The 26,191-nt window shown below is 58.1% G+C and carries 25 protein-coding genes and 1 tRNA gene; 15 read left to right on the top strand and 11 right to left on the bottom strand.

Annotated elements, in window-relative coordinates:
• The first annotated feature begins 58 nt into the window (after positions 1–58).
• Positions 59–682, top strand: coding sequence for a glutathione S-transferase family protein (locus tag WH87_RS01615; protein ID WP_046140108.1), 624 nt, complete (start codon positions 59–61; stop codon positions 680–682).
• An 83-nt stretch (positions 683–765) separates the two neighbouring features.
• Here the strand turns inward: WH87_RS01615 and sciP are convergent, their stop codons facing one another.
• The 3 genes from sciP to WH87_RS18725 all read right to left on the bottom strand — a co-directional run bounded on the left by sciP (position 766) and on the right by WH87_RS18725 (position 3,443).
• Positions 766–1,044 (bottom strand): CtrA inhibitor SciP, encoded by a 279-nt coding sequence (sciP, locus tag WH87_RS01610; protein ID WP_035102845.1) that lies wholly within the window; start codon positions 1,042–1,044, stop codon positions 766–768.
• Between the two features lie 213 nt (positions 1,045–1,257).
• Positions 1,258–1,980 carry a flagellar hook assembly protein FlgD gene (locus WH87_RS01605; protein ID WP_046140109.1) on the bottom strand — a complete coding sequence of 241 codons (723 nt, stop codon included), beginning with the start codon at positions 1,978–1,980 and terminating at the stop codon, positions 1,258–1,260.
• An 11-nt stretch (positions 1,981–1,991) separates the two neighbouring features.
• On the bottom strand, positions 1,992–3,443 hold the full coding sequence (locus tag WH87_RS18725; protein ID WP_052726567.1) for a flagellar hook-length control protein FliK: 1,452 nt from the start codon (positions 3,441–3,443) through the stop codon (positions 1,992–1,994).
• Positions 3,444–3,685: 242 nt separating this feature from the next.
• Here WH87_RS18725 and mnmA point away from each other — a divergent pair, with 242 nt between their 5' ends.
• Complete coding sequence (gene mnmA, locus WH87_RS01595) at positions 3,686–4,837, top strand: tRNA 2-thiouridine(34) synthase MnmA (protein ID WP_082092430.1); 1,152 nt, start codon at positions 3,686–3,688, stop codon at positions 4,835–4,837.
• 149 nt (positions 4,838–4,986) lie between these two features.
• On the opposite strand, the gene WH87_RS01590 is transcribed toward mnmA, so the two are convergent.
• A complete protein-coding gene (locus WH87_RS01590) occupies positions 4,987–5,190 on the bottom strand; it encodes a hypothetical protein (protein ID WP_046140110.1) in 204 nt (67 codons plus the stop codon).
• A 107-nt stretch (positions 5,191–5,297) separates the two neighbouring features.
• Here WH87_RS01590 and WH87_RS01585 point away from each other — a divergent pair, with 107 nt between their 5' ends.
• Together WH87_RS01585 and WH87_RS01580 are read left to right on the top strand one after the other, a co-directional pair.
• Positions 5,298–5,852, top strand: a complete 555-nt coding sequence (locus tag WH87_RS01585; RefSeq protein WP_046140111.1) for an RNA polymerase sigma factor — start codon at positions 5,298–5,300, stop codon at positions 5,850–5,852.
• Positions 5,849–7,984, top strand: a complete 2,136-nt coding sequence (locus WH87_RS01580; RefSeq protein WP_046140112.1) for a VWA domain-containing protein — start codon at positions 5,849–5,851, stop codon at positions 7,982–7,984. The genes WH87_RS01585 and WH87_RS01580 overlap by 4 nt, the downstream gene beginning before the upstream one ends.
• Before the next feature lie 50 nt (positions 7,985–8,034).
• On the opposite strand, the gene WH87_RS01575 is transcribed toward WH87_RS01580, so the two are convergent.
• Complete coding sequence (locus WH87_RS01575) at positions 8,035–8,268, bottom strand: hypothetical protein (protein WP_046140113.1); 234 nt, start codon at positions 8,266–8,268, stop codon at positions 8,035–8,037.
• A 280-nt stretch (positions 8,269–8,548) separates the two neighbouring features.
• Here WH87_RS01575 and WH87_RS01570 point away from each other — a divergent pair, with 280 nt between their 5' ends.
• On the top strand, positions 8,549–9,175 hold the full coding sequence (locus WH87_RS01570; RefSeq protein ID WP_046140114.1) for an outer membrane protein: 627 nt from the start codon (positions 8,549–8,551) through the stop codon (positions 9,173–9,175).
• Positions 9,176–9,247: 72 nt separating this feature from the next.
• On the opposite strand, the gene WH87_RS01565 is transcribed toward WH87_RS01570, so the two are convergent.
• Together WH87_RS01565 and WH87_RS01560 are read right to left on the bottom strand one after the other, a co-directional pair.
• Positions 9,248–10,177: a sensor domain-containing diguanylate cyclase gene (locus tag WH87_RS01565; protein ID WP_156167908.1), complete on the bottom strand. Its 930-nt coding sequence runs from the start codon at positions 10,175–10,177 to the stop codon at positions 9,248–9,250.
• A gap of 160 nt (positions 10,178–10,337) precedes the next feature.
• The gene (locus WH87_RS01560) at positions 10,338–11,288 is read right to left on the bottom strand and encodes a ring-cleaving dioxygenase (protein WP_046140115.1); all 951 of its coding nucleotides are present in this window, start codon (positions 11,286–11,288) and stop codon (positions 10,338–10,340) included.
• A 352-nt stretch (positions 11,289–11,640) separates the two neighbouring features.
• Between WH87_RS01560 and WH87_RS01555 the strand changes: the two genes are divergently transcribed.
• From WH87_RS01555 to WH87_RS01525, 6 genes are all read left to right on the top strand, one after another.
• A complete protein-coding gene (locus WH87_RS01555; protein ID WP_046140116.1) occupies positions 11,641–12,876 on the top strand; it encodes a putative DNA modification/repair radical SAM protein in 1,236 nt (411 codons plus the stop codon).
• Positions 12,876–14,324: a UdgX family uracil-DNA binding protein gene (locus WH87_RS01550; protein ID WP_046140117.1), complete on the top strand. Its 1,449-nt coding sequence runs from the start codon at positions 12,876–12,878 to the stop codon at positions 14,322–14,324. The genes WH87_RS01555 and WH87_RS01550 overlap by 1 nt, the downstream gene beginning before the upstream one ends.
• Before the next feature lie 81 nt (positions 14,325–14,405).
• Positions 14,406–14,482: transfer RNA gene (locus tag WH87_RS01545), tRNA-Met, on the top strand.
• Positions 14,483–14,672: 190 nt separating this feature from the next.
• Positions 14,673–15,932, top strand: a complete 1,260-nt coding sequence (locus tag WH87_RS01540; protein ID WP_046140118.1) for a tyrosine-type recombinase/integrase — start codon at positions 14,673–14,675, stop codon at positions 15,930–15,932.
• A gap of 379 nt (positions 15,933–16,311) precedes the next feature.
• Positions 16,312–16,758 (top strand): hypothetical protein, encoded by a 447-nt coding sequence (locus WH87_RS01530; protein ID WP_046140120.1) that lies wholly within the window; start codon positions 16,312–16,314, stop codon positions 16,756–16,758.
• Between the two features lie 44 nt (positions 16,759–16,802).
• Positions 16,803–17,165 (top strand): hypothetical protein, encoded by a 363-nt coding sequence (locus tag WH87_RS01525; protein WP_156167905.1) that lies wholly within the window; start codon positions 16,803–16,805, stop codon positions 17,163–17,165.
• A 202-nt stretch (positions 17,166–17,367) separates the two neighbouring features.
• Here WH87_RS01525 and WH87_RS01520 read toward each other — a convergent pair whose 3' ends face one another.
• Positions 17,368–17,781, bottom strand: a complete 414-nt coding sequence (locus WH87_RS01520) for a hypothetical protein (RefSeq protein ID WP_046173212.1) — start codon at positions 17,779–17,781, stop codon at positions 17,368–17,370.
• Positions 17,782–18,051: 270 nt separating this feature from the next.
• Here WH87_RS01520 and WH87_RS20360 point away from each other — a divergent pair, with 270 nt between their 5' ends.
• The gene (locus WH87_RS20360; protein WP_407060019.1) at positions 18,052–18,444 is read left to right on the top strand and encodes a DUF6626 family protein; all 393 of its coding nucleotides are present in this window, start codon (positions 18,052–18,054) and stop codon (positions 18,442–18,444) included.
• Here the strand turns inward: WH87_RS20360 and WH87_RS01515 are convergent.
• Both WH87_RS01515 and WH87_RS01510 read right to left on the bottom strand, forming a co-directional pair.
• Positions 18,374–19,837 carry a class I SAM-dependent methyltransferase gene (locus WH87_RS01515; protein ID WP_156167902.1) on the bottom strand — a complete coding sequence of 488 codons (1,464 nt, stop codon included), beginning with the start codon at positions 19,835–19,837 and terminating at the stop codon, positions 18,374–18,376. The two genes, WH87_RS20360 and WH87_RS01515, sit on opposite strands and share 71 nt — an antisense overlap.
• A 73-nt stretch (positions 19,838–19,910) precedes the next feature.
• A complete protein-coding gene (locus WH87_RS01510; RefSeq protein WP_197410697.1) occupies positions 19,911–20,909 on the bottom strand; it encodes a DUF3102 domain-containing protein in 999 nt (332 codons plus the stop codon).
• A gap of 260 nt (positions 20,910–21,169) precedes the next feature.
• On the opposite strand from WH87_RS01510, the gene WH87_RS01505 reads away from it, so the two are divergent.
• Positions 21,170–21,559: a hypothetical protein gene (locus WH87_RS01505; RefSeq protein WP_156167899.1), complete on the top strand. Its 390-nt coding sequence runs from the start codon at positions 21,170–21,172 to the stop codon at positions 21,557–21,559.
• A 42-nt stretch (positions 21,560–21,601) separates the two neighbouring features.
• Here the strand turns inward: WH87_RS01505 and WH87_RS01500 are convergent, their stop codons facing one another.
• Positions 21,602–22,177, bottom strand: coding sequence for a tyrosine-type recombinase/integrase (locus WH87_RS01500; protein ID WP_046140126.1), 576 nt, complete (start codon positions 22,175–22,177; stop codon positions 21,602–21,604).
• Between the two features lie 321 nt (positions 22,178–22,498).
• Here WH87_RS01500 and WH87_RS01495 point away from each other — a divergent pair, with 321 nt between their 5' ends.
• Positions 22,499–24,652: an HsdM family class I SAM-dependent methyltransferase gene (locus WH87_RS01495; RefSeq protein WP_046140186.1), complete on the top strand. Its 2,154-nt coding sequence runs from the start codon at positions 22,499–22,501 to the stop codon at positions 24,650–24,652.
• Positions 24,649–26,184 (top strand): restriction endonuclease subunit S domain-containing protein, encoded by a 1,536-nt coding sequence (locus WH87_RS01490; RefSeq protein WP_156167896.1) that lies wholly within the window; start codon positions 24,649–24,651, stop codon positions 26,182–26,184. The genes WH87_RS01495 and WH87_RS01490 overlap by 4 nt, the downstream gene beginning before the upstream one ends.
• The last annotated feature ends 7 nt before the right edge of the window (positions 26,185–26,191 follow it).

Genomic DNA, 26,191 nt, shown 5'->3' with positions numbered 1-26,191 from the left:
TGGCACTTTGCTAAATCCGGCAAATTCTGCCGGGTGCGGTTGAAAAAGGATGAACGGAATGATGCGGGTTTTGGGGCGTGTGACCTCGATCAATGTGCGCAAGGTGCTGTGGGGGCTGGGCGAGCTAGGGCTGGCCTATGAGCGGGACGATTGGGGCCTGCCGTTGCGCGACCCCAACGTGCCGGAGTTTCTGGCCCTCAACCCCAATGGCCAGGTGCCGGTGCTGCTCGACGGCGACTTCGTGCTGTGGGAAAGCAATGCGATCCTGAACTATCTTGCCGACAAGGATGGCTCGGGCCATCTGCTGCCGGCCGATCCGCAATTGCGGGCGCGGGCGCAGCAATGGCTGGGCTGGCAGTCATCCGAGCTGGGGCCGTCATGGAGCTATGCCGTGCAGGCGATGATCCGCAAGACCCCGGGTTATGACGATCCGGCCCGGATTGGCGATGCCATGACCAAGTGGACCGGCAAGATGGAGATCCTGGAAGGCCATCTGGAGCAGGGCGAGGCGTTTGTCGCCGGTGACCAGTTCACCATCGCCGATATCGCGCTGGGCCTGTCGGTGCATCGCTGGTTCTCGATGCCGCTGGAGCGCAAGGCGTTTCCGGTGGTGGGCGACTATTATGAACGCCTCAAGCAGCGGCCCGAAGGGGCGCGCTGGATGACCACACAAACGCCATAGGCCAGATATAGCAAAGCCCGCCGGACCGAAGTCTGAGCGGGCTTTGAATTTGGGTAACCGTCCGTCCATCGGACGGTCGGCACTTACCCTTCGCGGTAGTGCTGGATCCAGGTGGTTCGCAAACCGGCAAGCCCGTGCTTGTCGATGGCGGCCTGCCAGTTGAGAAATTCATCGACGCTCAGAGTATAGCGGTCACAGGCCTCTTCGAGGCTTAGCAAACCGCCGCGCACTGCTGCGACGACTTCGGCTTTACGGCGAATGACCCACCTCCGCGTATTAGCGGGGGGAAGATCTGCGATCGTGAGCGGACTTCCGTCCGGTCCGATTACGTACTTAACGCGAGGACGCATTTGTACGGTCATTTTACTCTCTACTCAACCTGACCATATGAGCTTGAGAGTAGGCCAGTGGCCTTAAAATTCAGCTAAGGGGAAACTTACAACAGGTTAAGAATGAGCTGGAATTTCAAGGTATTGAATCGGTGTTCGCCACAGAGCGGGACACTATTGCTCATCACACGGTGACCCCGCCGACGATGCGGCGGGGTGAGACATAAAGACAGAGCCAGATTGGACTTAGGCCTGGTCTTCTTCCTTGTCCTTGTCGTCAGGCGTTGTTGCAGGGGGTGGAGTCGGGGTGGTGGGAGCCACGCGCACGTCCATCACATCCACCAGAGCGACCTTGTTCTGCCCCACGGTCAGCATCGGCACCTTGCCGCTGAAATCCACGGCGGTGACGATGCCCATGGTCGAGGTGCTGACGTTGACGCCGGTGCCCGCCGAGTTCGTTCCCTTGATATCGATGGTGTAGACACCTTCTGGCAGCGGGCTGCCATCGGAGCCAATGCCATCCCAGCGGAACGTGCCGGGGCCGGACTTCAGCGAGCCAGTCTCGGAATAGACGACATTGCCCTGAGCGTTCTTTATGGTCACCGTGGCGTTGGCGATATTGGTGGGCGCGTTATAGGCCCAGAACACCGCTTCATCCTTGGTCAGCGAGCCGGTCTTGCCCGAGGCCGTCACCTGCTTGCCAATATAAGAGACAGCGTCGGCCTTGGCCGAGTTCTGGCCGCTCAGCATCAGCGTCTCGAGAAACTCATTGGTCTTGAGCTGCTGCTCCACGCCGGTGAACTGCACCAGCTGTGCGGTGAACTGGTTGGTGTCGAGCGGATCCAGCGGGTTCTGGTTGCGCAACTGCGTGGTCAGAATGCTGAGGAAGGTGTCAAAGTTCTGCGCGATGGTGTTGCGCGAATTTTGCATCTGCGAACTGGAGCTACCGGAAACGCCATCAACGGCCATGATATCTATCCTTACGCGATGATGTTGACGCCGCTGGCCGAAAGGCTGCCGCGATAGAGGTTAATGGTGGGAGCGGGTGCCTCGTCCGCTTCGGCGTTTGCCCGGCTATTCGACAGGGCATGACGGTTCGAGCCATCCTGCCCCTGCTGCTGGCCGCCGCTAAACGGGTTCTGTTTGAGCGAGAACTCGAGATTGGTCTTGGCGCTATCCAGGCCCGCCTGCTGCAAGGCCTTTTCCAGCCCACGCTGGTCGCGCTGCATCAGATCGAGCGTTTCAGCCTTTTCCACCGTCAGGCGGGCCGTTACCTGGCCGGATTTGTCGATGTCGAGCCGCACGTCGACGCGGCCGAGTTCGGCTGGATCGAGCCGGATCTGGAAGCGCGAGGTGCCTTCGCTGACCTGACGCACCAGTTCAAAGGCGATCTGGGGCAGGTTGAGCTGCTGCTGGCTGGTCTGGTAGCCAGCGACCACAGGCCGCGCCACCACGGCCGCTTCGATGCGCGTTGGCTGTTGCTGGCCAGCGGCCACGGTCGGGTCGACAGTTTCCGTCTTGGGCGTGGCTGGGCCGGCGTCCTGCTTGGACTTGCCCGACTTGTCGTCGCCAGTGGTGTCCTTGCGGGCGCTGTCGCTGCGCGGGGCAAGGCTCGGCTTGGCCTCGAGCGGGGCAGCTGCGGGAGCCGTCTCGGCGGTTTTGCCGGCCAGCACGGGCTCGGTCAGCTTGAGCTCGGGCGTTGCCAGAGGCTGCGCCGTCGCAGCGGTTTCGATCTTGGTGGCGGGCAGGGCCAGTTTGGCCAGGGCGGCCTTGAGCGCTTCGTCTTCGCCGAGCCCGTCCAGTTCCTGGGTCTGGTTGCTGTTCACGGCCTTGAGCAGTGCCGCCAGCTTGTCGCCGACTGATTTTAGCAGGTCGGCATTGTCGCCGTCGGTGACCGCCTGACCGTTGCGCATGCCCTCGGCCAGTGGCCCCAACGCCTTGTTCAGCTGGTCGCCGAAACTGCCATCATCGGGAACGCTTGCCAGCAGGTTTTTGAGATTGTCGAGGCTGGGAACGTCAGACAGATCGATATTGAGCGCGCTCGCCAGGTTCTGCAGCGCGGCGTCGATGCGCTTGAGCAGCTCGGGATCGATCGGCTGGCCGGCATCCAGCGCGCTTTTAAGCTGAGAAAGATTGGCGACCAGATCGGCCATCTCGGCCTGCGGGTCAAACTGGTTCTGGATCGGTGCGCGGGCCTCGACGGGGGCGGCGACCGCTTCGGGGTCTTCGCGTCGCTCGCTGCCCGAGGAGTCATTGCTGACGTCGCTCTTGCGCGCCTCAGAGCTGCGCGGGCTCGGGGGCGCGGCGTTCGATGCGCTGAGCAGATTGGCAAAGTCATTGCCCCGGCGCGGATCGGCGCTGGCCTGACCATTGAGGCCCTTGCTGACAAAGCCAGCGGCAGATGAAACAGTGACAGTCAGGTGAGAGGCCAAGAACGCAGTCCTAGGAAAGACGAATCCACCACCTTCAAATGCAAGCGCCTTGCCAAGTCGGGAATTTTCAAAAAATCACCGCTGAATCAGTGGCTTGGCTTCAGAGTGCTCGGCCCGAGCGGTTTGCAGTGTCGGCCCTGCGGCAAATCCTGCCGGGCAAATCTTGCGAGCGGGGAGGGAAAGGGGTATGCACCGACCCTTATTCGTCCGCTGGCCCTTGAACCCACCCGGATACTGGAACCATGTTGAATTCGCTTGATATCGCCAAGCGTCCCGAAGACACGCGCATTGTTGTGGCGATGTCTGGGGGCGTTGACTCCTCGGTTGTTGCGGGGCTTCTCGCCCGGCAGGGCTATGATGTGGTTGGGGTCACCCTCCAGCTTTACGATCATGGCGAGGCTACCTTCCGCAAAGGCGCGTGCTGCGCCGGGCAGGACATCCACGATGCGCGCCGCGTGGCCGCAACGCTGGGCATTCCCCATTATGTGCTCGACTATGAAGAGCGCTTCAAAAAGAGCGTGATCGCCCCTTTCGCCAATGCCTATCAGCAGGGCGAAACGCCGGTGCCGTGCATTGCCTGTAACCAGTCGGTCAAGTTCGTCGACCTGATGGCGGTGGCGCAGGATCTCGGCGCCGACGCGCTGGCCACCGGCCATTATGTTCAGAGCCGCCTCGGCGAAGACGGACGGCGTCAGTTGTTCCGCCCAGTCGATAGTGAACGCGACCAGACCTACTTCCTGTTCGCCACTACGCAGGAACAGCTCGACTATCTGCGCTTCCCGTTGGGCGGCATGGGCAAGGCCGAAGTGCGTGAGCTGGCCCGTGAAATGGGGCTGGAGATTGCCGAAAAGCACGACAGCCAGGACATCTGCTTTGTGCCGCAGGGCAAGTATGCCGATATCATCCGCAAGATGCACCCTGAGGCCGTCGCCACTGGTGAGATCGTTCATCTCGATGGTCGCGTGTTGGGCACCCATGAGGGCATCGTCAACTACACCGTGGGCCAGCGCAAAGGCCTCGGCGTTGCAGCCGGAGAGCCCCTCTATGTGGTCAAGCTCGAGCACAAGACGGGCCGGGTGATCGTGGGACCGCGTGAGGCGCTCAAGACACATACGGTGCGATTGCGCGATGTGAATTGGCTGGGCGGTCGTCCGCTGGCCGAACTGAGCGCGGGCAATGGCGCGCCGGTTGAGGTCAAGGTGCGCTCGACGCGTGGACCGCAGCCCGCTGTGATCCAGATGCGCGGCGAGGATGTCTATGTGACGCTCGTCTCTGGCGAATACGGCATCTCGCCGGGCCAGGCCTGCGTCTTCTACGCTGACGACACCGGAACTTCTGAAGTCTGGGGCGGCGGCTTCATCGCCGAGGCCGTGCCAGCGGTATTTGCGGCTTAGCCCTCACAACCAATTCCCGCGGACTTGCTCCGCGGGCCTGTCCTCACTCGGCAGTAGACCTCATCCTGAGCCTGTCGAAGGACGAGGTCGTGGCAATATCGGCGCGTGCGACCTCGTGGTTCGACACGCTCACCATGAGGTCTCTTTGCCTATTGAGCGGGGGGCGCCTCAGCCGCACCCTCGGCCGTTGCTTCCCCTGATGTCGCCGCCGCATTGGCTTCGCGCAGGGACTGGTAGGCGTTGATGCCGCCCATTGAGGTCGAAATGGCGATGATGACGAGCAGCACACCGAGTGCCACCAGCATGATGCGGCCGGGTGTCGGCGTGAATGGGCCCAGCTTTTTCTCGTCCATGAGACTGCCTCTTAAAATATCTGCGGATGGACCCAAAGGAGTGGGTGCGCAGCGCCGTCTTACCACTAAGGTGTGGTGATAGGTAAGCACGAGTGCATGCACCGGTGATGGGACTGACTGCCGCAGCGCCAATCGACCCGACGGCCGCGATAACGCGGGCGCTGGTTGTGCGCGCCCAGAATGGCGATGCCGCGGCGTTCGGCGAATTGCTGGAAGATCACTACGATCTCATCCACCGCACGGCCTGGAAATGGTGCGGCAACCGCACCGATGCCGAAGATATTGCGCAGGATGTGTGTGTGAAGCTGGGAAGTGCCATTGCCGGATTTGATGGTCGCTCGGCGTTTTCCAGCTGGGTCTATCGCATCACGCTCAATGCAGTGCGCGACATGCAGCGCGCCTCCAGCCGACGCGGCAAATATGCCAGCGCCTTCGCCGAGGTGAGTCCCGAGGATCACCCGGCCGATCAGGAAGAGGCGGCGACCAACAATCAGCTCTGGGCGGCGGTGCGGCAATTGCCGGAAAAGCAGCGCGACGCGGTGCTGCTGGTCTATGCGGAGGAATTGAGCCACGCGGCGGCGGCCGACATCATGGGCATCAAGGAAGCGACCGTGTCCTTCCATGTCCATGAGGCGCGCAAGACCCTGAGGGGGCTGCTATGAGCGACGACTTCAACGACAACCCGTTCGACCAGCTGAAAGGCGCCAACGCGCCCGATCCGCGCACCGATGCGCGCAAGCGGGCGATGCTGGCTGGCATGGCGGCATTCGAGGCCGCGCAGAAAACTGAAAAAACGACAGCGCCAACCAAAGGATACGGCGCGAGTGGCCGTCTCAGCTCCATCATCTCATCCTTGAAAGGGATCAAGATCATGGACATGCGCATTCCCATCGGCACGGTCGCCATTGCCCTGCTGATCGTGCCGCTCGGCTATCAGCTCTATTCGTCGACCTCGATGACCCCGGCCGACACCTCCGAGCGCGCGCCGATCGTTGTGGCGGATGCTCCAAAGCCCCAGGACGAGCCTATTCCGGACGCCGCCGCGCGCGTTCCCTCAATGGTCTCGCCAGCACCAAGTTCCCGGCCGTCCGCGCCGACGACGAAGGCGCCAGTTTCGCCCGCTCCCGCTGAACCTGTCGCTGCCGAACCGGCGCAGGACGCATCATTGGCCAATCAGGCAAGTGCGCCTGTGGCCGACGCTGCCCAGATGGAGGCGGCGCCAACGATTGACCGTCTCGCCCCTCCAGGAGTGGACACCAAGCGCACGGTCAACTCCGGTGCCGCCGCATTTGGGGGCGCCTCGGCCCCCGCCAGACCCATTGCCCTCAATTCGACGGTGCAGACACAAACTGTTGCGCAGCCCTCCGATCAGTTCGCCAGCTTTGCCGAACAGCGGCTCAAGGTGGCCGCGACTGATCCGGTTTCGACCTTCTCGCTCGATGTGGATACGGCCAGCTATGCCTATGCGCGCCGTCTGATCGAGGGGGGCGAAGTGCCTGCGCCCGACGCGGTGCGCATCGAGGAAATGATCAATTATTTCCCCTATGACTACGCGCCTGCCGAAAGCGCCGCCGTACCGTTCCAGCCGACCGTTGCAGTCTATCCAACGCCGTGGAACGCCAAGACGCAGCTGCTGCAGATCGGCATCAAGGGCTATATCCCACCCGCTGAAGAGACCAAGCCTGCCAATCTGGTGTTCCTGATCGACACATCGGGGTCGATGGATTCACCGGACAAGCTGCCGCTGTTGCAGCGCGCCTTCGGCCTGCTGGTCGATCAGCTGGGTGCTGACGACACGGTCTCCATCGTCGCCTATGCCGGCTCGGCCGGTGTGGTGCTGGAGCCGACCAAGGCCACTGAAAAGGCCAAGATTTTGAGCGCCTTGGGCGAGCTCAAGCCCTACGGGACGACTGCGGGCTCGGAGGGCATCACGCTCGCCTATCGCCTTGCCGAACAGGCCCGGGTGGCCGGTGGCGCCAATAGGGTGATCCTGGCGACCGATGGCGATTTCAATGTCGGTATCGATGACCCCAAGGCGCTGGAAACTTTCATCAAGGCCAAGCGCGAAAGCGGCATCACCCTGTCGGTGCTCGGTTTTGGCCGGGGCATCAACGACTCGACCATGCAGGCCCTGGCGCAGACCGGCAATGGCAATGCCAGCTACATTTCAAGCTTCCGCGAAGCCCAGAAGGTGCTGGTCGATCAGGTGGGCGGCACGCTCCACACCATCGCCAAGGACGTCAAGGTTCAGGTCGAGTTCAATCCGGCCGTCATCAGCGAATATCGCCTGATCGGCTACGAAACCCGCGTGCTCAATCGCGAAGACTTCAACAATGACAAGGTCGATGCAGGCGATGTCGGGGCGGGCACTACGGTTACCGCGCTCTACGAAATTACCCCGGTCGGCTCGGGCGCCGAGCTGGTCGATCCGCTGCGCTACGGTGGAGAAGCGGCCACTGATACCAAGCCTGGCGATGAGATTGCCTTCCTCAAAATGCGCTACAAACAGCCCGACAGTGATGTCAGCCAGCTGATCGAAAAGGCCGTCACGCCTGCCGTCGTCTATGGCGACATCGCCGATGTCACCGACGATATGCGCTTCGCGGCCGCCGTGGCTGCATTCGGTCAAAAGCTCAGAGATAGTGACTATGGTGGCACGATGAGCTGGGAGCAGATCGAAGCGCTGGCGCGCTCCGGCAAGGGGGCAGACGAAGGCGGCTATCGCGCCGAGTTCATCTCGCTGGTGCGCACTGCGTCACTGCTGAAGCCCGATACGGCCACGCCTGCCAACTGACATCGCTGCCGCTCCCCGTAGGGAGCGGCTTTGCTGCGAATCGCGTTCCCCTAGTCGGCGAGGCCCGGCGGCAGGGTTCCGGTCTTAAACAACACCTTGGGTTCGTCATAGGTGTCGGCTTCCACGTCAACTTCGGCCGAATAGGCCCACACGCCAGCACGCGCGGGTGCGATGCGTTCTGCGGCCCGGATAGCGGCTTCGGGGTTTTTGGCTGCCTGTGGTTGGTCGGGCTCAAACTTTTTGCCCTTGGCCCGAAATCCCTGAGAAAAATACAGCGTAGGCATTGCGACCCCTTTGGTTGAGCTCCGGGACTTAGCACGTCCGCCCCCGCCTGTTTGCCTTTTCACTGAGCATCGCTCGGCAAGGTTGGGCACTTGCCCGCGTGGGCGCGGATTTTGGCCGGTAACCGCCGTTTTCCTCCATCCTCTACGCGAGCCGGGGCGCTTCCAGTCCAGTGTGGCTTTAGCGTAACATTTTTCTTGAATGGACAAGGACTTACGGTTGTCTGGCTGGACTTTCAGACGCGAACACGGTGTACCTCCTGCCGACTATTTGGAGGCTCTTATGAATAAAACTGCATTGGTTGTAGCGCTTGCCGCGTTTGGTTTTTCTGGCGCAGCGTCTGCGGCTGATCTCGGCGTCGTCAATACGAATGCGCCTGCGGCTTACCTCGCTCCGGCAGCGTTTGATTGGACTGGTTTTTACGCCGGTGTGAACGGTGGCTACGGCCAGGCTGACGTCTTTTTCGCTGGGAACAAGATGTTTGATGGCGAAGGTGCTTTTGGTGGCGTCCAGGTAGGCTACAACCACGACTTTGGTGGCTTCGTGTTCGGCGTTGAAGCCGATGCGCAGCTTTCAGGGATCAAGAACGAGCGGTTCGGCGGCACGTACGCGCTCGATAACTTCGGTACTGTGCGCGCTCGCGCCGGTTTCGCCGTGGACCGCTTCCTGCCATACGTCACCGGCGGTTTGTCGTGGGCTAACGTGACTGCTAGCAACGCTGCACTGTCTGTACAGGACACTTATGTCGGCTGGGCCGCTGGCGCTGGTGTCGAAGTTGCCGTCACCGACAATATCAGTGTCAAAGGCGAGTACCTTTACCTTGACTTGGGTGGTGCCAAATTTGCTGGAAACATTGCCGCCGACCTGTCCGCTCACATTGCCCGCGTCGGTCTGAACTACAAGTTCTAGTCTTACGACTGAATTCGAGACATCGCTATTGGGCCCCGGCGTTCGCGTCGGGGCTTTTTGCTGACTAGCGGGTCAGGCGAGCTGGATGTCGGTGACGATGTTGACGCCGCCGATCAGTTTGGCTTCGTACATGCAGCGGTCGGCGCGGTTGAGCAGGGTTTCTGCCGTGTCGACGCCGGCGTCGAGATGCGCAGTGCCGATGGCCGCGCCGATGCTGAGTTCGGTGCCATTGACGTCCATTGGCTTGAAGATGGTGTTCATCAGCCGCTGGAAAGCGGGGAAGGCGGCTTCGCTGTCCTGCTGCTTCATGGTGAGCACAACCACGAATTCGTCGCCACCAAGACGCGCCACGAAATCGCTTTCCCGGCAGCCGTCGCGCAATCGCTGGCCAACAATCTTGAGGACGTGGTCCCCGGTCGAGTGGCCAAACGTGTCATTGATATATTTGAAGCCATTGAGGTCGATGAACGCCAGGATCAGGCAATTGCCATTGCTGGTCGCGCTGGCCACGCTGCTGGCGATAAAGTGGTCATAACCGGCGCGGTTAGGCAGGCCGGTCAAGACGTCCGTGCGGGCGGCCGCAATCAAAGCCGCATCCATTTCGCGCTGCAGCGCGGCACGGGCTGAAATATCGAGAATGATTTCGACGTCATAGGAGCGAGCGCCCACTTCGGTGCGCTGCGCGGAAATCAGTGTTGGGATGCGGGTGCCGTCGGCATGGGTCAGCTCGACTTCCTGCAATTCATAGCCGCCCTCTTCGTCGAGCAGGCGGCGGCGCTCCAGGCGCTGTGGTGACAGAAAATCGCCCGAGGTGATCACCCGCTCACCCTTGATATCTTCCCATTTCATGCCGGTCAGCCGCAGATAGGCATCATTGACCTTCACGTAGCGCGAAGCATTGAGGCTGCTCGTGGTAATGGCCATGGCCACCGGCGCAAACTCGAACATGCGCATCAGCATGCCGGACAGGATTTCGGGGGAGATTGGGTCGTCTTCTGTCATGACGTCAGACTTTTCTGGCCAGTGTCTTTCATCGTGCGGTCAGCATCGCAGATTTTAGAGCCTCATCTTACGGTCGGGACCTCCTAATTTCTTGTGAATGAACAAATAAATGCAGCCGGAGACTTTATCCGGCCGCACACGTTGCTGTGTCTTCGAGGTCCTAGATCAGGGGCTTGAGCCCGGCCTCGATGCTGGCGCGGCGGCCCTCAAGGAAGGGTGGCAGCGCAAGGCTTTCACCCAGAGTTTCCATCGGCTCGTCGGCGGTGAAGCCGGGCGTGTCGGTGGCAATCTCGAACAGAATGCCATTGGGCTCGCGGAAGTAGAGCGAGGTGAAATAGAACCGCTCCACTTCGCCGCTCGAGCGCAGCCCGGCCTGGCTCACCCGATCGATCCACTGGCGCAGACTATCCTGATCCGGCGTGCGGAACGCCACGTGATGCACCCCGCCAGCCCCCGGACGGGCCGGGCTCAGGCTTGGATCGACCACCACATGCAGTTCGGCGCCGGGGCCACCGGGACCCATCTCGAAGACATGGGTTTCCGCCATGCCATTGCTGGCTGGGTAGGAGCGGACTTTGCGCATGTTCATCACCTGCGTCAGCACCGCTTCTGTCCGGTCGAGCCGTGGCACCGCCATCGAAATCGGGCCCAGCCCGATAATCTGGCGCTCGGCGGGCACAGGCGACTTTGCCCAGGGCACAGCCTTGTTGACGGCGTCGATCACCATGCGGAAGCGCTGGCCCTCAAAATCTTCGAAATCCAGCGACAGCTGGCCATTGCGATCCTTGATGGCCGATGTGCCGACACTGTGGGACTGCAGATGGTCTTTCCACCAGTTCAGGCTCTCTTCGCTGTCCACGCGCAGACCAGTGCGGCTGACCGTGTGATTGCCGCGCTGCTCGCGGGCTGCGTCGAAATCAAAGAAGGTCAGGTCCGCGCCGGGCGAGGCCACACCGTCACCGTAAAACAGGTGATAGGCGGTGGTGTCGTCCTGGTTGACGGTCTTCTTGATCAGCCGCATGCCCAGGGTCTTGGTGTAGAAGGCAAGGTTCTTCTTGGCCTCGGCGGTAACCGCCGTGAGGTGATGGATGCCTCCGAGTTCGAGCGTCATTTTGCATTCTCCTGAAGTGGCGCGGGTGTCGCGCTCTGTTGACCAAGATGTAGTCCAGTCGAACACGCCAACAAAGCAACCCAATCCCAACAGACTGGTGCCGATATTTGAACGATTGCGGACTCCCGCAGGCGGCTGGAGTCCAGACCGACGGATGCCCTCGATCCAGCCCCCTCTGCCCTGAGGGGAGAGGGTTGGGGTGAGGGGTTCAGACCCGCGGTCGGCAGCATACTCCAACATCCCCGAACTCCCCCCGCGCAATACCCCGATCACAAAGCGTCCCCTCAAGTCTTTTTGACATGCACCTGATCGACGATTGCGATACGAAGGATGTGAACATAAAGGGAACAAAATGGCCACGCTCACGCTCCGCCGAAAGCTGGCAGTCTTGTCCGATGCCGCAAAATACGACGCATCCTGCGCCTCGAGCGGCTCGGAAAAACGCAGTAGCGCTGGCACCAAGGGGATCGGCTCCACCGAGGGCAGCGGCATCTGCCATTCCTATGCCCCCGATGGCCGCTGCATCAGCCTGCTCAAGATCCTTTTGACCAATTTTTGCGTCTATGACTGCGTCTATTGCGTCAATCGTTCCTCGTCCAATGTCGAGCGGGCGCGCTTTTCCGTCGACGAGGTGGTGCGGCTAACCCTCGACTTCTACAAACGAAATTACATCGAAGGCCTATTCCTGTCCTCCGGCATCATCCGCTCGCCAGACTATACGATGGAGCAACTGGTTCGCGTCGCGCGCTCGCTGCGGCAGGATCATCTGTTTGCCGGTTACCTCCACCTCAAGGTTATCCCCAACGCCGCGCCGGAGCTGCTGGCCGAGGCGGGGCGTTGGGCCGACCGGCTCTCAACCAACATCGAAATGCCGACGGATGCGGGGCTCGAAACCCTCGCGCCCGAGAAAAAGCCCAGCGAAATCCGCACCGCCATGGCGCGTTTGCGCGGCAAACTGGATGAGGCGACCCCCGACAAAGCCGCCAGGGCAAAACCGGAGAAATTCGCGCCAGCAGGCCAATCCACCCAGATGATCGTCGGGGCCGATAGCGCCGATGATCATGCAATCCTCAATCGCGCGGCGGGGCTCTACACCGGCTACAAGCTGCGTCGGGTCTACTACTCGGCCTTCTCGCCAATCCCTGACGCCAGCTCGCGCCTGCCGCTGCGCCCGCCACCATTGATGCGCGAGCATCGGCTCTATCAGGCCGATTGGCTGATCCGGTTTTATGGCTTTGATGTGCCCGAAATCATGGCAGGCGGACAGGATGGCCTGCTCGATCTGGCGGTGGACCCCAAGCTGGCCTGGGCGTTGAAAAACCGTGCCCGCTTTCCGCTCGACGTTAACCGCGCCGACCGTGAAATGCTGCTGCGTGTGCCGGGGCTGGGCACCAAAAGCATCGACCGGATCGTCGCCACCCGCCGTCATCACCGCCTGCGGTTGGCCGATGTGGCGCGCATTTCCGGCTCGATCGACAAGGTGCGGCCCTTCATCGAAGCCGCCGACTGGACGCCCGGCGGGCTGACCGATGATGCGCGCCTGCGTGCTCGCCTCGCGCCGCCGCCCGAGCAGATGAGCCTGTTCTGATGCACAGCGTGGTCCTGCAGTTGCGCAACGACTTCGACGAATGGCGGGGCAGGGCGCGTGGGCTACTGCGTGCCGGCATTGCGCCCGACAACGTCAGCTGGCGCGATCCGTCGACCGAAGCGGGGCTGTTTGCCGAGGTTGAGAGCACGCCGCTGGGTGAACGCCCTGTAGGCTCGGTTCCGCCCATGTTTATCGAACTGGCAGAGACGGCGATCAACAACAGCTCAGCCGAGCGGTTTGATCTGCTCTATCGGCTGCTCTGGCGCCTTCAGGATGACCGGACGCTGATGGATGTGTCGTCCGATCCCGATGTGATCCGGTTGACCCGCATGGCCAGCGCCGTGCGCCGCGACAGCCACAAGATGAAGGCCTTCGTGCGCTTCAAGTCGATTGCTGATGACGGCGGGCAGGAGCGTTTCGCTGCTTGGTTCGAGCCCGATCATTTCACGCTCGAAATGACGGCGCCCTTCTTCGCGCGCCGCTTTGCCGGCATGGTCTGGGCCATTGTCACGCCCTATGCCTCGGCGTTCTGGGATGGGGAGGCTCTCAGTTTTGCCCCGGGCGGGCGCAAAAGCGATGTACCGCAGGATGATGCGGTCGAGGGCGACTGGAAGACCTATTTCGCTTCGATCTTCAATCCGGCGCGGCTCAAGATCGCGATGATGAAGTCAGAAATGCCGGTCAAATACTGGCGCAATCTGCCCGAAGCCGAGCTTATCACCCCGCTGATCCGGGGCGCGCGTGCTGCCGAGCGCGAGATGATCGCGCAGGCCGCGACCCAGCCGCCATCCCGCCATCTGCGCCAGCAGGCGCGCCAGGACGCACCAGTCGCCGTGTCTGAAATTGACTCGCTGGCGGCCGCGCGCCTTGCGGTGCAGGACTGTCGGCGGTGTGGCCTTTGCGAGCACGCGACGCGGGCCGTGTTTGGCGCTGGTCCCGACCGCGCCGCAGTGATGTTTGTCGGCGAGCAGCCCGGCGATCACGAAGACCTCTCCGGGCAGCCCTTTGTCGGCCCCGCGGGGCAGGTGCTCGATGCGGCCTTGGCCAAGGTCGGCGTCGACCGAAATGCCAGCTACGTCACCAATGCGGTCAAGCATTTCAAATTCGAACCACGGGGCAAGCGGCGCATCCATCAGCGCCCTGATGGCGGAGAAATTCAGGCCTGCAAATACTGGCTGAACCTTGAGATCAAACTGGTGGCGCCCACGCTCATCGTCGCGCTCGGCGCAACGGCAGCGGAAAGCCTGCTCGGAGGTAACCCAAGAATCAGCGACTTGCGCGGCAGGGGCATCGAACTAGATGATGGGGCGACGGTGTTTATCACCAACCATCCGTCCTATCTCTTGCGTATTCCCGACGCGGGGAAACGCGCGGAAGAACAGGAAAAATTCGAGGCTGATCTGGGCCAAGTGGCGGCAATCGCGAAACAACTTGTCAGAGTGTCGTGAACTGATCGCTCTAGCGGCTTGACAGGCGCGCGTGCTAAACTTAGTAAGTCGCCACGTTGGGAAAACCCACGTGCCCCTTGGGGCGGAGTAGCTCAGTTGGTTAGAGCGGCGGAATCATAATCCGTGTGTCCCCAGTTCAAATCTGGGCTTCGCTACCATTCAAACCCCCGGGAAACCGGGGGTTTTTTATTGCGGTTGATTTTCACGGAGCCTGATCCCAGGCTAGCACAGTCAAGCACAGCGACTGAGCACCCCCATTGAAATCACTGACAAATCATTCGCGCTGGTCCGGCGCGGTAGCACATTTTCAACATAGCGCAGCTACCTCCATAACGGGAGGTGCGCGCTATGAATGACATGTCCGATTTGCCCTACGCGGTGTTTTCCAAGGACGGCACCAGTAAGTTGTGGGTGCGGTTTTCGATCAAGGGCGAGGGGCAGGTGCGCAAATCACTGGGCACCAGCGATCCCGAACTGGCGCGACGTAAGGCGCATGAGGTTTGGTATGAGGCGCAGTATCGCTCGCGGAATGGGCTAAAATCACAAACGACTTCATTCACGAAGGCCGCCGACGAATTTATTGCCATGGTCGAACGCGAAGTTGAGCGCGGTGATCGGCCAGAATACCATGTACGCGATGTTCCGCCGGTGATCCGGCGCTATTTCATTGAGTTCTTCGGCAAGAAGGACATTGATGCCATCATGGAGCGCGACATCACGCGCTATATCGAATGGCGCAAAGATTACTGGATAACCGGCCCCGGCAAGGACATCATCGAAATCCGCTATATCCGCGATGGTCGCTCGATACGGCGTCCGCTTGGCGAAAAGCGGGTTCCCAGTATCAGCCGTCAGCGCGGGGAATTGGTGATCTTGCGCCAATTGTTCCGGCAGGCAGTTCGGTGGGGATATCTCAATAACGCGCAGGTCCCCGCCATTGAGGTGCCAAGGGCCAGGATACCTAACAATCGGCCCAGCTTCTCGCCAGAGGAGTTTCGGCGCCTTGAGGCGACAAGCCTCGAACGTCTGTCCGCCCTGGAAATCCACGAACATTTGCGCTGGGATCGAACGATCCTGCATGCGCAGATGATGATCGGTGCGTTCTCGGGTATGCGGCCAACGGAGATGAAGAACCTCAACTGGGGTGACGTACTTGGCTATCGCGCTGGACGAAAGAAGGCACTCAAAGACCGGGATATTCGGCTACGCGTTCGGGGCAAGGCCAAGAGCCGGGAATTTGTGGCGCATGAGGCAGCGCTGTCCTGGTTCGACATACTGTGGACCTTCTGGTTGCAGCATCAGGGCAAAGAGCCGAGTGATACCGATCCCGTGCTGGCAACTCGCGATGGCAAGCGCCTTGGATCGACCAAGAAGGGGCTAACCGAACTGCTGACCAAGTGCGACCTACTGGTCGATTATCGCGGTGTAAGACGCACGTCCTATTCGTTCCGGCATTTCTATATCAGCCAGCAACTTGCCCACGGCGTCGACATATTCGCTCTCGCGCGCAATACCGGCACCAGTTCGGACATGATCGACAAATTCTACGGGCAGGTCACAAACGCACGAATGAAAACTCATCTCCGTCCTGAATGGACAGATGATTAGAAGCTGGACCTAAGTAGCATCAGGTGTCCTGCAGACGCACAGGCTTGAGACCCCGCTTTGCCAGTTCCTGAGTTAGGATGTCCATAATCGGCGCGAACCGCATTTCACACCTTTGTACGCGTTCTTCAAATGTAGCCCTCCTACCGCGCGCGGTTTCATGCTCGCATTGCGATGCCTGAAACATGGTCAGCATTTGGACAGCCTCATCGGGCGTGTCGAACGAGAATTCAAGCTTCACTGAGATCGTCATAGCAGCTCCGAACAGGTTCCAGTTTTCTAATCTGCTGTCTTGCAACGAGGGGCCTTCCTCCTTTGTGGTCGCTCTTTTGGTCTGCGGCTGTAGTCGGGAATGGAGACTACCACCACCGGAGAACACCACATGAGCATCCTGAAGTCCCTGAAGCTGACTACTGCCCAGCCAGTTCGCAGCAGCAACGATCCCATCGAGCGCGCCCGTAACAAGGTGATTGCGGCCTTGGCAGAACAGAAGGCGATGGCAGAGGCCAAGATTGCCGGGCAACACTATGCGCCGACCCATGCGGTTTGGCGCAAGAATAATGAGGGCCAGCGTGTACAGGTCGAAGCCCCCAAACGCCTGCGGGCAGGGTGGTTCGTAGACGCAGGCGGGCAGACCTTCTTCGGCCTGCGCTATGCAGGCAAGCCCATCGAGTTCGCCAAGGACAAGAACGCCATTGCCGTGGGCGAGCTTTCGGCGCTGCCTGATATCCTCGATACCCTGAGCGAAGCCGTCCGCGCCGGTGAACTCGACACCCAGCTTGTGTCTGCTGCTGCCGAACGCGGACTTATGCTGCGCAAGGCCAGCTAATTCCGACCATCCTGAAGTACCTCCAAGTGCCGGGGATGGCTTTGATGCTGTTCCCCGCATGGCTGTCTTTGATTGGTTCTTCCCAAGCTGATGATCTTCAAGGCCAACGCGATTGCGCCAATTTGCGGATTGCTGTGCTGCAATTGGTCGGAGACTGGTCAAAGGAACTGTTCCTCGCCAGTCGCCATATGAGCCGCGATGGTTGGCTCGATGCCAACGTGGCGAACTCGGCCTTCAAGGACGTGCAGCTTGCGGTGATGTACTTCGACTATGCCTACGAAGCCCTGCCCAAAACCCGCAAAGCCTGCCGGACACTGGCCATGAAATTTGGCACGAACGTTGGCGGCTATATCGATCGGGTGAGGGCAACTGGCACACGCTCTGCGGAGGGCATAGCACGCCCATAGCTGTGGCATGCAGCATGGCTTGCGTTGATGACGACAGCCCCGCCAGCGGGCGCCGTAGGGCAACGGTGACAGGTAGCAGTCTTGCGACCACCTGAACGTATGCAGGCTATGCGCGTGAATGTGCGTCAGGGCCCCGTAGTGCTATAGCCATTGGCTATAGCACTACGGCAGTACCCAGATAGCTGGCGTCACGAATGCGTTCCTAACGTCTTGACTTTATGGATCTTTTTTCGTGAAAATCGTTGTCTTTTAGCCGATGCTCCATTTTGCCCAAGTGCGCGAACAACTCCCGGTTCTCGGCTGTGTCACGATAGCGGCGCAGCATGATGCATCGCGGACAAAGCGTGACGCGGCATTCATGGAGGTTGCCATGTTCATCGACCCTACCGCAGCTGGTCAATCGACTGGCGATATCCGAATTTGGCCCAGCGGCCAGCTTCACAGCGGCTTTGTGCTGGGCGAAACCCAGTGTCAGGCCCGGAATTTTACGCTTCTCGGCCCATGTGAAGGCCCTGTCCATTAGGGCCGCCTGGACTGCCTGCAACCCGGTGCTTGGCGCGCGAACGTAATGGCCCCAGATATTCCAGTAGGGGACAGGATTATTTGAAATTGTCATTGGTACTTCCTCAAAAGTGACCCCAGGCGCTGCAACACCTGGGGCCTAATGTGCGCGGAAGCTGGCGGCACATGAATTTCTCGGTCAGCAAAACAACATGATCCAGCTCCCGGCATCGGCCTGTTTGCAGCAGGTTGAATGTTCAGGATTATTTATCCCCGAGGGGATGACCGATCTCGTCGTTGGCAATCTCTAACCGGTGATCACCGCTGACCTACTATTTATACAGCACCTCCCAAGCAGCACATAAATACGGGACAGGAGGTGTCGATGCACATTGAGGAAATCTACCGTACCCTGAGTGAGCAAGGCCTCGTGCGCTCCCAGATGGAGTTTTCACGGCTCTGGCTCGGCAGGAGCGCCCGCTATTATTCCAGTATGCTAGCGCGGCAGCACCAGCCCAGTGTGGGAGCACTGGCCGGGTTATTGTTTCGCCTGCGGAACGTTCATGCCCATACTACCGAGGCGCGATCCCGCAAGTCGATATCCTTGTTGATCCAAGAGCTGGAGCGCCACCTAGCAGACCGCATCGTGTTTGACCGGCTCGCCCGCTTGGCACAACTCCGCAATGCATCAACCCGGTCTATCTCCGTCAGCGAGCCATCTCCTCAAGCATCTCCGGCGACAGGTCTTCCCCCGCCCACATTTTGTCATGGCCGATGAGTTTCTGAAATACCAGTATCGGCTCGTATTTGCGCCGCTGACCGTTGACCTTGCAAAAATTCCTCATGGTGGGAGTGCCCCGGTCAGTCTCTTTGCTGCCCAGCCGCGCCTCTGACATTACCATTTTTAGCGTGGGGTGTTTGGCCAGGCCGAGCCTTAAAAGAATGTTGCTTGCATCGTTTTGGAGGGGAAGCACTCGGTCCCCCACCCTAACGTCCGCGATATTGATGCAGACAAATCGGTTTTCTTTGAGCCAAGCGGCGCTGGTTTCCAAAGTCGGTTTCAGGAAGCCGTCGCGCCATGCTTCATAAGTCCTGAACTTCATATGGCTCTGGCGAGGGTCGTCACTGTAACCCTCAGCAGCAAAATAAGGTGGGCTGGTGAAAACAAAATCCACCTTGCCCCTATAGGCTTGGAACTTGGGATCATCCGCGATGTCTTCCGAACCAACCCGGAAAATCTCGCAGGTGTTCCGGTGGTGGGTCCGCACGTTTCCATGAAAGTAATTGGCGAGATATTCGTATTTCGTAATCCCTAGGTCCGGCATCCAGTGATCTGGATTGGGGTCGGTGCCTAAGTAGTGGATTTCTCGCTCATTGCCGCACGCCATAGCACCGAGAATACGCCCACCCCATCCCGCAGATGGGTCATAGACAACGACCTTTTCCGTTTGGGAAATATGCTCGGTGAAGCGCAAATACAGGTGCTTCGCCGTTGATGGACGAAAATTCGTTGCTGGCGTTCCACCCGCGATATGCCGGAACATCTTGGCGATATCCATGATCCTGGTGAGCCGATTATATCGTCTGACATGCCACGGACCAGCGCCAACAATCTGTTCTGGCAGAACAAGGCCTTCGCCAAGGAGAGCGTCCATCTCGGCGTCGGCGACGTGAAGGGCATTCTTCGGCGCCTTCTTGGTCGAAAACCAAATGCGCGTATCTTGGTCGGACGCCTCGTTCACGAGCCAGCTTCGCAGATCGACCGTTTCTGGCATGGTAATCGGATGCGAGAAGAAGCTGAAAGGATCGTTGACCAGCATATTGCGCACTTGCTCGACAAACGACCCCAGCCGACTGTCATCGGCGAACATCGAGTAGATGGAGATGCCGGTAAGGCTAACGGCGTCGATATCTTTGGTCTTGAGCATTGTGGGGAAGAACTGATTGCAGACCGACCCCACGGTTGAATTGTTTAAGATGCAGTCAGTGGTTCCCGTCAGATCGTCGAGCGCCGACATCCCGGACACGTCCAGCGTGGCCAATCGACGGAACTGGTCCACGATCTCGTCAGCGGAGCGGCCACCGGTAACTGGCACGCCAAGTTCATCCCAAGCATGAACGACGTCTTTCCTGAATGCTCCTGCCCAGGCCCAGAAGTCAGGGTCGTCCAACTGCCGAAGCTCAAATATTGTGAGGTTATGCGGGGATTTCGCGAGGTATTCGTTTCCCTCGTATGGGGAATGATCAAAGGTCAACAAGGTATGCCAACATCTCTTTTGCTTCCGGAATGGACGGGCGGGAGTTCGTTAGCCCCTCAAGAGCCGCTTCTTGCTCCGCTGCGTTTCCAGTCAGGTAGCGCCACCCCAATAAATCGACATAGGCTTGGGGGTTTAGAAATTCGACCGGAGTGTATTTGGTGACGATCTGTAGGTCGAGGCAGTAATTATAGAGCTCATCAAGCTCTAGACCGCTGTGGTCGGAATCGCCGAATTGACCCGCTACAGCGTTTTTTGTTTCCAGCTCAAAGAACGTCTTCTCGATTGCAGTAACATCGTTTCCGTCCAGTCCGTGCCTGAATTCTTGGCGTGCTTGTTTCAGCCGGCGTTCGATTCCCGCTAGCACCAGACGGCGTGTGAAGTCTTCGAGATTTTGCGGCTCAAGACGGAATTGTCCAAAAAGAGCAGCAAGTTGCGTCTCGAATGTATGAACCTGCGCCGGTTGGAGAAACGAATGGGCGACACACAGAGAGATTTCGTTGGTTCCAACGTCAGGAGCGATGTGCTGTGGCTGCTTTGAGGCTGAATTCCTGCTTTGGCTCTTCGTGGAATTCACCCTGTTGGACAAAATAGCAGCCTTGGTTTTTAGGCCGCTGATTTCCTTGCGCTCTGCATCCGGACGAATGATGCCATCGGCGATCCCCTGCTCGAATTGCTCATCGTCCAGATAGGTAAGTTCGTGGAGCGAGGTCCAATGAGGTGGCAACTTGTTGGCGTAGCGCGGATCAGTGAGCCGAGCATCAGCGGCTATCTTGATCAATTTTTCTGCCGTGCGTCTCGTGAACGGCAAGTCGTTATTGATCATGTCGAGCCAGCGCGACGCACCAAGGCGATGTTTGGCTTCTGTGAGGATGCGGCCAATCTCGATGAAGCCTTGCAGGGTCTTTTCCAGATGGCTCTGGATGAGGCCCACGTAATGGGCTGTCTCTCCGTCCAGCGCCAACAAGTTTCCGGGGTGTGTGTTCAAGGTATTCTCTCCGATTTGGTCCCATGGGACCAATTGGAGGCATCACTGCACGCGCGGTCTTAGCAATAGGTTTGCGCCGCAAAAAATGCTCGCTGCAACGTGAGAAGTATATCGAGCTTCGTCGGCGTCATTGCTAGATCGGGTCTAACAGCAAGGTTCAGAAGTGAGCCGATGCTTTCTCAAGAACCAGATCGACCTCAATTAACAACATGGTCGCATCCAGCCAAACAAGCCGGGATGAACCCCTATTGGAGAATAGAATGATAACGTACGATGATCTTCGCAACGAAACGGAATACGAGGTTGACTGCCTTTTTGCGCACGGGACGGACTTGGAGCGTAAGTATGGAGCGCGTGCAATTGCCGATCTTGTAGATGATGGCGAATTTCTGTCGGACCTCGCCCTTCTGTTACTGCGCTTATCGAATTACGGCGTTCCCGCAATGGTGGCGTCCGCGTGTATGGGCATTGAACTAACGGCCGATCCACTACGTGTACTGATTGCCTATGTTTCATCCGATCAGAAATTTACGGATGTCGTTGCAGACAAAGCCTATCAGGTAGCTAGAAAACTTGTCGAAGCGGGGCAGATCATCGACGCCTCGGAATTCGAAAAATTCGTAAACGAATTTGAAGTTGGCGGCGTCTAGCCAAGCCGTTACCCACCACTTGGTTTGGCAATGGTGGAGTTGTTATAGCAACTCCACCGCAGCGCGCATCATGTCGTCCCGCACATCGATATAGCGTTGGGTTGTGGTTAGGTTCCGGTGACCGGCTAAGGTCATGATGACTTTTGGCGAAACCCCCGAGTGCGCAAGCTGGGTGATGAACCAGCGACGACCACTATGGGAGGATGCCCCGTCGAGGCCAGCGGCGCGATAGAGCTGCCCCATGAGCTGGCATAGCGTGTTCGGAGAGAAGGGCGTGCGCTTCTGGGTCAGCAGCAGAGGTGCATCAGTGGGGCGTTCGGTAAGGCCCGGAATGGTATCGTGGTAGCGAACGATTTCCCGGCGCAGGCGCTCGCTCAGAAACACCACGCGCTCATGCCCGCCCTTGGCGATGCTGGCACGAACCCGAAGCTGTTCACGGACATCACCGTTGGCCTCCAACACGTCCCGCAGGATCAGCCCGGCGATTTCTCCGACACGGAGCCCGGCAAGGTGCGACAGTATCAGGGCCATGCGGTCACGAGCAGCATGCTTGCGCTGCGCCACCACGGCCAGAAGGCGTTTGTATTCGGGATCGGTGAGAACGCGGGCTTGGCGCATTGGAACCTCATGAAAGGCCGGGATTGGCTGCTTTCCATGATGTTTCCGATGACCCGGCTTTGCGACCGTAGACTGCAAATCGATGGAAACTCTAAGGATTGCGGGCGTTTCAGCGAAAATCGGAACCTAACAAAATACACAAAGTGTGAGGTTTTAATCTCTCACTGCTGCACGCTTGACGTAGTTTGCCGATGGGCTCGTTCTCTGTCCGAAACTCAGAGATCACATATGCATCCAAGCCTGTACGACGTATGTTCGCCCCTAACTGACCGATTCTTTGTACCTAGGTCGGGTACCGAACCAACGAAAATAGTGCGAACGATGACAAAATTTGCTGAGTGTCGAGCCGAGTTCGACACTGCATACAAAGGAGTGACACACCTTCCCAAAAGCCTCGTGCCTGTGAGGGGCGAGTACGTAGAGAATATCGCAATTAGAAACGCTGCAGGTGAGCCTCTAGAGGAGTACTATAAGTGGCAGTTTGTGTATTCGCTGCTTCATAGTGGGCTTTTCAATAAAGACTATGTTGGTGTTGAGGTATGGTTTCCCAAAGGCAGTGCCTCATCGAAAGCATTGCAGGTTGATCTTGTGATCTTCGATGACGCTCGGTGGATCGACCGGTATCGTACCTACCGGAAGAGTGGAGCAATCGAAGATCTCCAATGGCTGCGTGACCACATGATCGCTGTCTGCGAGTTCAAGCGTTCGGAAAAAGGCATCGAGAAGATCTATCAATCGCAGCTCAAGCCGGCGATGAAAGAAAAGGAGCCTACAGACAGCTTCATTTTGGGCATGTACTATGACGATGGGCGCCTCTATCTTTTTCAGCGTAAAAACGGCTACTGTATCCGGCTGGACGCTGCTAAGAATTTAAAGGGCGAAAAAAGTGCTGTTGGGGATCTGTCCCTGCACTTGCCGGACCCCTATGTTCTTTTGCCAGACATGGCACACTTGCTTTCTTTGGCAGGTCAACCGACTGCGAACGACCGTTCAAAGCGGGCAGTTTCGGATCTCGACCTAATTACCTCCATCTCACACGCACATATTCAAAGCGCCCTGAGTCACGTACTTCGGACGCTGGACAGGGTCGGGCTCGTTAACCAACGTGGCTACTCGCTGATCATTTCGGCACTCGCTCTCAAAATATTCGATGAGCACGAGACAGATCGCAATGCGTCGCGACCCCTTCAGTTTTTCGTTGGAGATGATGAGGATAGGTTTTCGAAGCTTTCGGAGCCGGGCATAAGAAATTGGATTGATCGGATAAAGACTCTCGAAGAGGGAGCGCGTCAACGGTATCCGCGAATATTCTCGTCAAGTTCAATTCAATGGACAAATGAGAGCCAAGTTCGCGCAGCTCTGGCAGTTTGCCACGCTTTCCAAGACTATTCATTTGTTAGATCTCGAACTAGCGATCTTTATCAACTAGTCTTCTATAACTTCGCAAATCAATTCAAGCGCGATGAGGCTGCGCAGTTTTTGACGCCACTACCGGTGATCAAGTTCCTTGTCTCCATCGTGAATCCGCGCGAGGGGCAGACTGTTTTTGACCCATGCTGCGGCATCGGTGACTTTCTATCCCTCTCCTATGTGAACTCCCAGATTCCAGACCCCTCGAAAAAACTTTCCGATCAGAATCTTTTTGGTGTCGATCTTGATGAGAGCATGATCACCCTGGCCACGCTTAACATGCTCCTGAACGGCGATGGCGAGGCCAGGCTGTTCCACAAGCCTGGGACTGGCTCTATCGATTGGAAAGTTGCAGCTGCCAGCGCGGGCGAGCCCGCCAAGCTTGTGCAACTCGATCCTGCTCAGCACATGCAAGGAAAATGGGACGAGTGGCATGATCAGACCGAGCTAATGAAGTTCGACGTCGTGCTGACCAATCCGCCTTTTGGGGAAGATAGGGCATTTCGGCCGCAGAATGAAACTGAGCGGGGCTTGGCAGGCCTATATGAGACGTGGGGGATGCCCGGGACAAAAGAAGGGTTGGACCTCGGTATTTTGTTCCTAGAGAACGCATATCGTGTGCTGGATGACTACGGAAGGGTTGGATTCATACTTTCAAACTCCATCGCATCCGTATCCAAATGGAGAGACGTCAGAACTTGGTTCTCGCAAAAGATGCGGCTTGTGGCGATTTTTGACCTGCCTGCAAACGTTTTCGCAGAGACTGGCGTTAATACGAGCGTGCTCGTAGCGTACAAGCCGCCAGAGGCCGAGCTGAAGCGGCTTCAAAAAGATGGGTATTCTGTATTTTGCAGAGACATCAAAAAGGTTGGCTACGAACGCCGTACTCGGCAGCGAAATGTTTTTTTCAATCCTATTTACCGTCTAAACCCAGTGAGTTTCGAGGTCGAGATCGACTTAGATGGCAATCCTGCATTGGACGAAGAATTTTCCCAGATTGTGCGTGACTTTCGCAACTGGGCTCTTGGACAGGAAGAAGCTCTCAGTCGCGTGTTTGTCCAATGAGTCAGCGAACTGAGATCGATTTTTCTGAGCTCTTCGCAAGCGGTTATTGGTCTCCATCACTTTATGGCGCTGAAAATGTACCTGAAGATCGCTCAGAACCGGTAAGTTCATTTCTTGATCACGGCGATCCGCGAACCAAGGGGTTTGAGCCAGGTAGCGAAAGCTATGTGGACGCTTCAGAGTTTTCCTTTATTCGCACTCGCGCGTTTATGCAGGAGTTTAACCTGCTATACGCACGAGGAGATTCCATCGTGTCGCTTAACCCTACTGCCTTTAAGCACCTAGGGTTAACGGCTGGAGACGTTCTGCTGGTCAAGGATTCCAATATTGGTGAGGTCGCGGTAGTTCCGGATGGAGATTGGGGTAAAGCAGCTTTCAGTAACGGCGTTGTCAGACTAAATATAGTTAAAGACCGCAGCTACCTATTTGGCTTCATGAAGTATGGTAGTTTCAGGCGTCAGGTTAACGCTATGACTCCGCGTGGTTCAACTATTCGGCACGCTGGCGACCGATGGTTAGCCGCACGAGTGCCTCTCCCGCAAAAAAACGTTGATCGCGCAGTTGAGCTGATTAGTGCAATCGTCGACGTTACGTTGAAGGCTGAGAATGAGTTAATCCAACGCAGTCGTCTCATCAAATCTACAGTCGATAACGAGATAAGGGAGCACCAACTGCCGGGTGCTTTTGTCCCGTCTGAGCCATCCTTATCGCAGTTGCTGGAATCGGGACGTTTCGACGCTGCATTTCACAGCCGTGAATGCCAGCGCGACCTGCATTTGGTGAGAAATTATGCGCATGGCCATGAGAGTGTGGAGGACGCTGGATTCACTGTAATTCCGGGGCCTTCTCTCGAAATCAAGATTATCAAACAGCGCATCGACAGCGAAGTCCGCAGGGAAGGGTACTACCAGATGTACATTCCCAAAAACATTTCAGAGTATGGAACCATGATTTCGGTGCCCTTTATGGGCACACCGGCGAACCTCCCATTGCTCCAGCGGGGAGATGTCCTGATTGGTGAGGCTGGGTTCCGTAAGGGACGCTCAGTCGTATTTGTTGATAGCCCGGTCCGCGCTAGCACCAATGCTCACGGGCTAATAGCTCGGCACAAGCACAACAGCATTGTTGACGCTATCGTTTTTCGATGTGTGTTCGATTGGTACCGTGAGCAAGGTCTGATCGATCGCCTAGCCGTCGGTGGTTCGGGGGGGCACTTTTCTCCAAGCTATTTCCCACTTTTGCTCTTGCCTAAATTTCCGCCCGTAGTCAGACAGGCGATTGTAACGGCTTATGAAAATTGCCCTGCCATTTGGCCTCCTGTTACCAAGTTGGCAGAGTATATTAGCGGCTCAGATGAATTTATGAAGCATCTAGGGATTCATCAGCTCGGGGTCCTGCTGCGACACAACCGGCTTTTGCTTGAGGGTGCATTCGAGGACATCGCATTAGGACTAGATCTTGATTTTGAAAGTATACAGCGCCGGGCTTTCTCATTTGGGTTGTCGACAGACAAGGTCGTTGACCAAAGTTGAATTACCG

It is taken from the genome of Devosia epidermidihirudinis (genome assembly GCF_000971295.1).
Taxonomy (GTDB): Bacteria; Pseudomonadota; Alphaproteobacteria; order Rhizobiales; family Devosiaceae; genus Devosia; species Devosia epidermidihirudinis.
This window is presented reverse-complemented; position numbering and strand designations above follow the sequence as displayed.

Excerpts from the sequence above, each read along its gene's own strand:
- WH87_RS01565 (WP_156167908.1), bottom strand. The coding sequence starts at position 10,177 with ATGACAGAAGACGACCCAATCTCCCCCGAAATCCTGTCCGGCATGCTG.
- WH87_RS01525 (WP_156167905.1), top strand. The coding sequence starts at position 16,803 with ATGCTGTTCCCCGCATGGCTGTCTTTGATTGGTTCTTCCCAAGCTGAT.
- WH87_RS01530 (WP_046140120.1), top strand. The coding sequence starts at position 16,312 with ATGAGCATCCTGAAGTCCCTGAAGCTGACTACTGCCCAGCCAGTTCGC.
- WH87_RS01490 (WP_156167896.1), top strand. The coding sequence starts at position 24,649 with ATGAGTCAGCGAACTGAGATCGATTTTTCTGAGCTCTTCGCAAGCGGT.
- WH87_RS01605 (WP_046140109.1), bottom strand. The coding sequence starts at position 1,980 with ATGGCCGTTGATGGCGTTTCCGGTAGCTCCAGTTCGCAGATGCAAAAT.
- WH87_RS01615 (WP_046140108.1), top strand. The coding sequence starts at position 59 with ATGATGCGGGTTTTGGGGCGTGTGACCTCGATCAATGTGCGCAAGGTG.
- WH87_RS20360 (WP_407060019.1), top strand. The coding sequence starts at position 18,052 with ATGCACATTGAGGAAATCTACCGTACCCTGAGTGAGCAAGGCCTCGTG.
- WH87_RS01580 (WP_046140112.1), top strand. The coding sequence starts at position 5,849 with ATGAGCGACGACTTCAACGACAACCCGTTCGACCAGCTGAAAGGCGCC.
- WH87_RS01495 (WP_046140186.1), top strand. The coding sequence starts at position 22,499 with ATGACAAAATTTGCTGAGTGTCGAGCCGAGTTCGACACTGCATACAAA.
- WH87_RS01585 (WP_046140111.1), top strand. The coding sequence starts at position 5,298 with ATGGGACTGACTGCCGCAGCGCCAATCGACCCGACGGCCGCGATAACG.
- WH87_RS01520 (WP_046173212.1), bottom strand. The coding sequence starts at position 17,781 with ATGACAATTTCAAATAATCCTGTCCCCTACTGGAATATCTGGGGCCAT.
- WH87_RS01555 (WP_046140116.1), top strand. The coding sequence starts at position 11,641 with ATGGCCACGCTCACGCTCCGCCGAAAGCTGGCAGTCTTGTCCGATGCC.
- sciP (WP_035102845.1), bottom strand. The coding sequence starts at position 1,044 with ATGACCGTACAAATGCGTCCTCGCGTTAAGTACGTAATCGGACCGGAC.
- WH87_RS01550 (WP_046140117.1), top strand. The coding sequence starts at position 12,876 with ATGCACAGCGTGGTCCTGCAGTTGCGCAACGACTTCGACGAATGGCGG.
- WH87_RS01575 (WP_046140113.1), bottom strand. The coding sequence starts at position 8,268 with ATGCCTACGCTGTATTTTTCTCAGGGATTTCGGGCCAAGGGCAAAAAG.
- WH87_RS01560 (WP_046140115.1), bottom strand. The coding sequence starts at position 11,288 with ATGACGCTCGAACTCGGAGGCATCCATCACCTCACGGCGGTTACCGCC.
- WH87_RS01570 (WP_046140114.1), top strand. The coding sequence starts at position 8,549 with ATGAATAAAACTGCATTGGTTGTAGCGCTTGCCGCGTTTGGTTTTTCT.
- WH87_RS01540 (WP_046140118.1), top strand. The coding sequence starts at position 14,673 with ATGAATGACATGTCCGATTTGCCCTACGCGGTGTTTTCCAAGGACGGC.
- mnmA (WP_082092430.1), top strand. The coding sequence starts at position 3,686 with ATGTTGAATTCGCTTGATATCGCCAAGCGTCCCGAAGACACGCGCATT.
- WH87_RS01505 (WP_156167899.1), top strand. The coding sequence starts at position 21,170 with ATGATAACGTACGATGATCTTCGCAACGAAACGGAATACGAGGTTGAC.
- WH87_RS01500 (WP_046140126.1), bottom strand. The coding sequence starts at position 22,177 with ATGCGCCAAGCCCGCGTTCTCACCGATCCCGAATACAAACGCCTTCTG.
- WH87_RS01590 (WP_046140110.1), bottom strand. The coding sequence starts at position 5,190 with ATGGACGAGAAAAAGCTGGGCCCATTCACGCCGACACCCGGCCGCATC.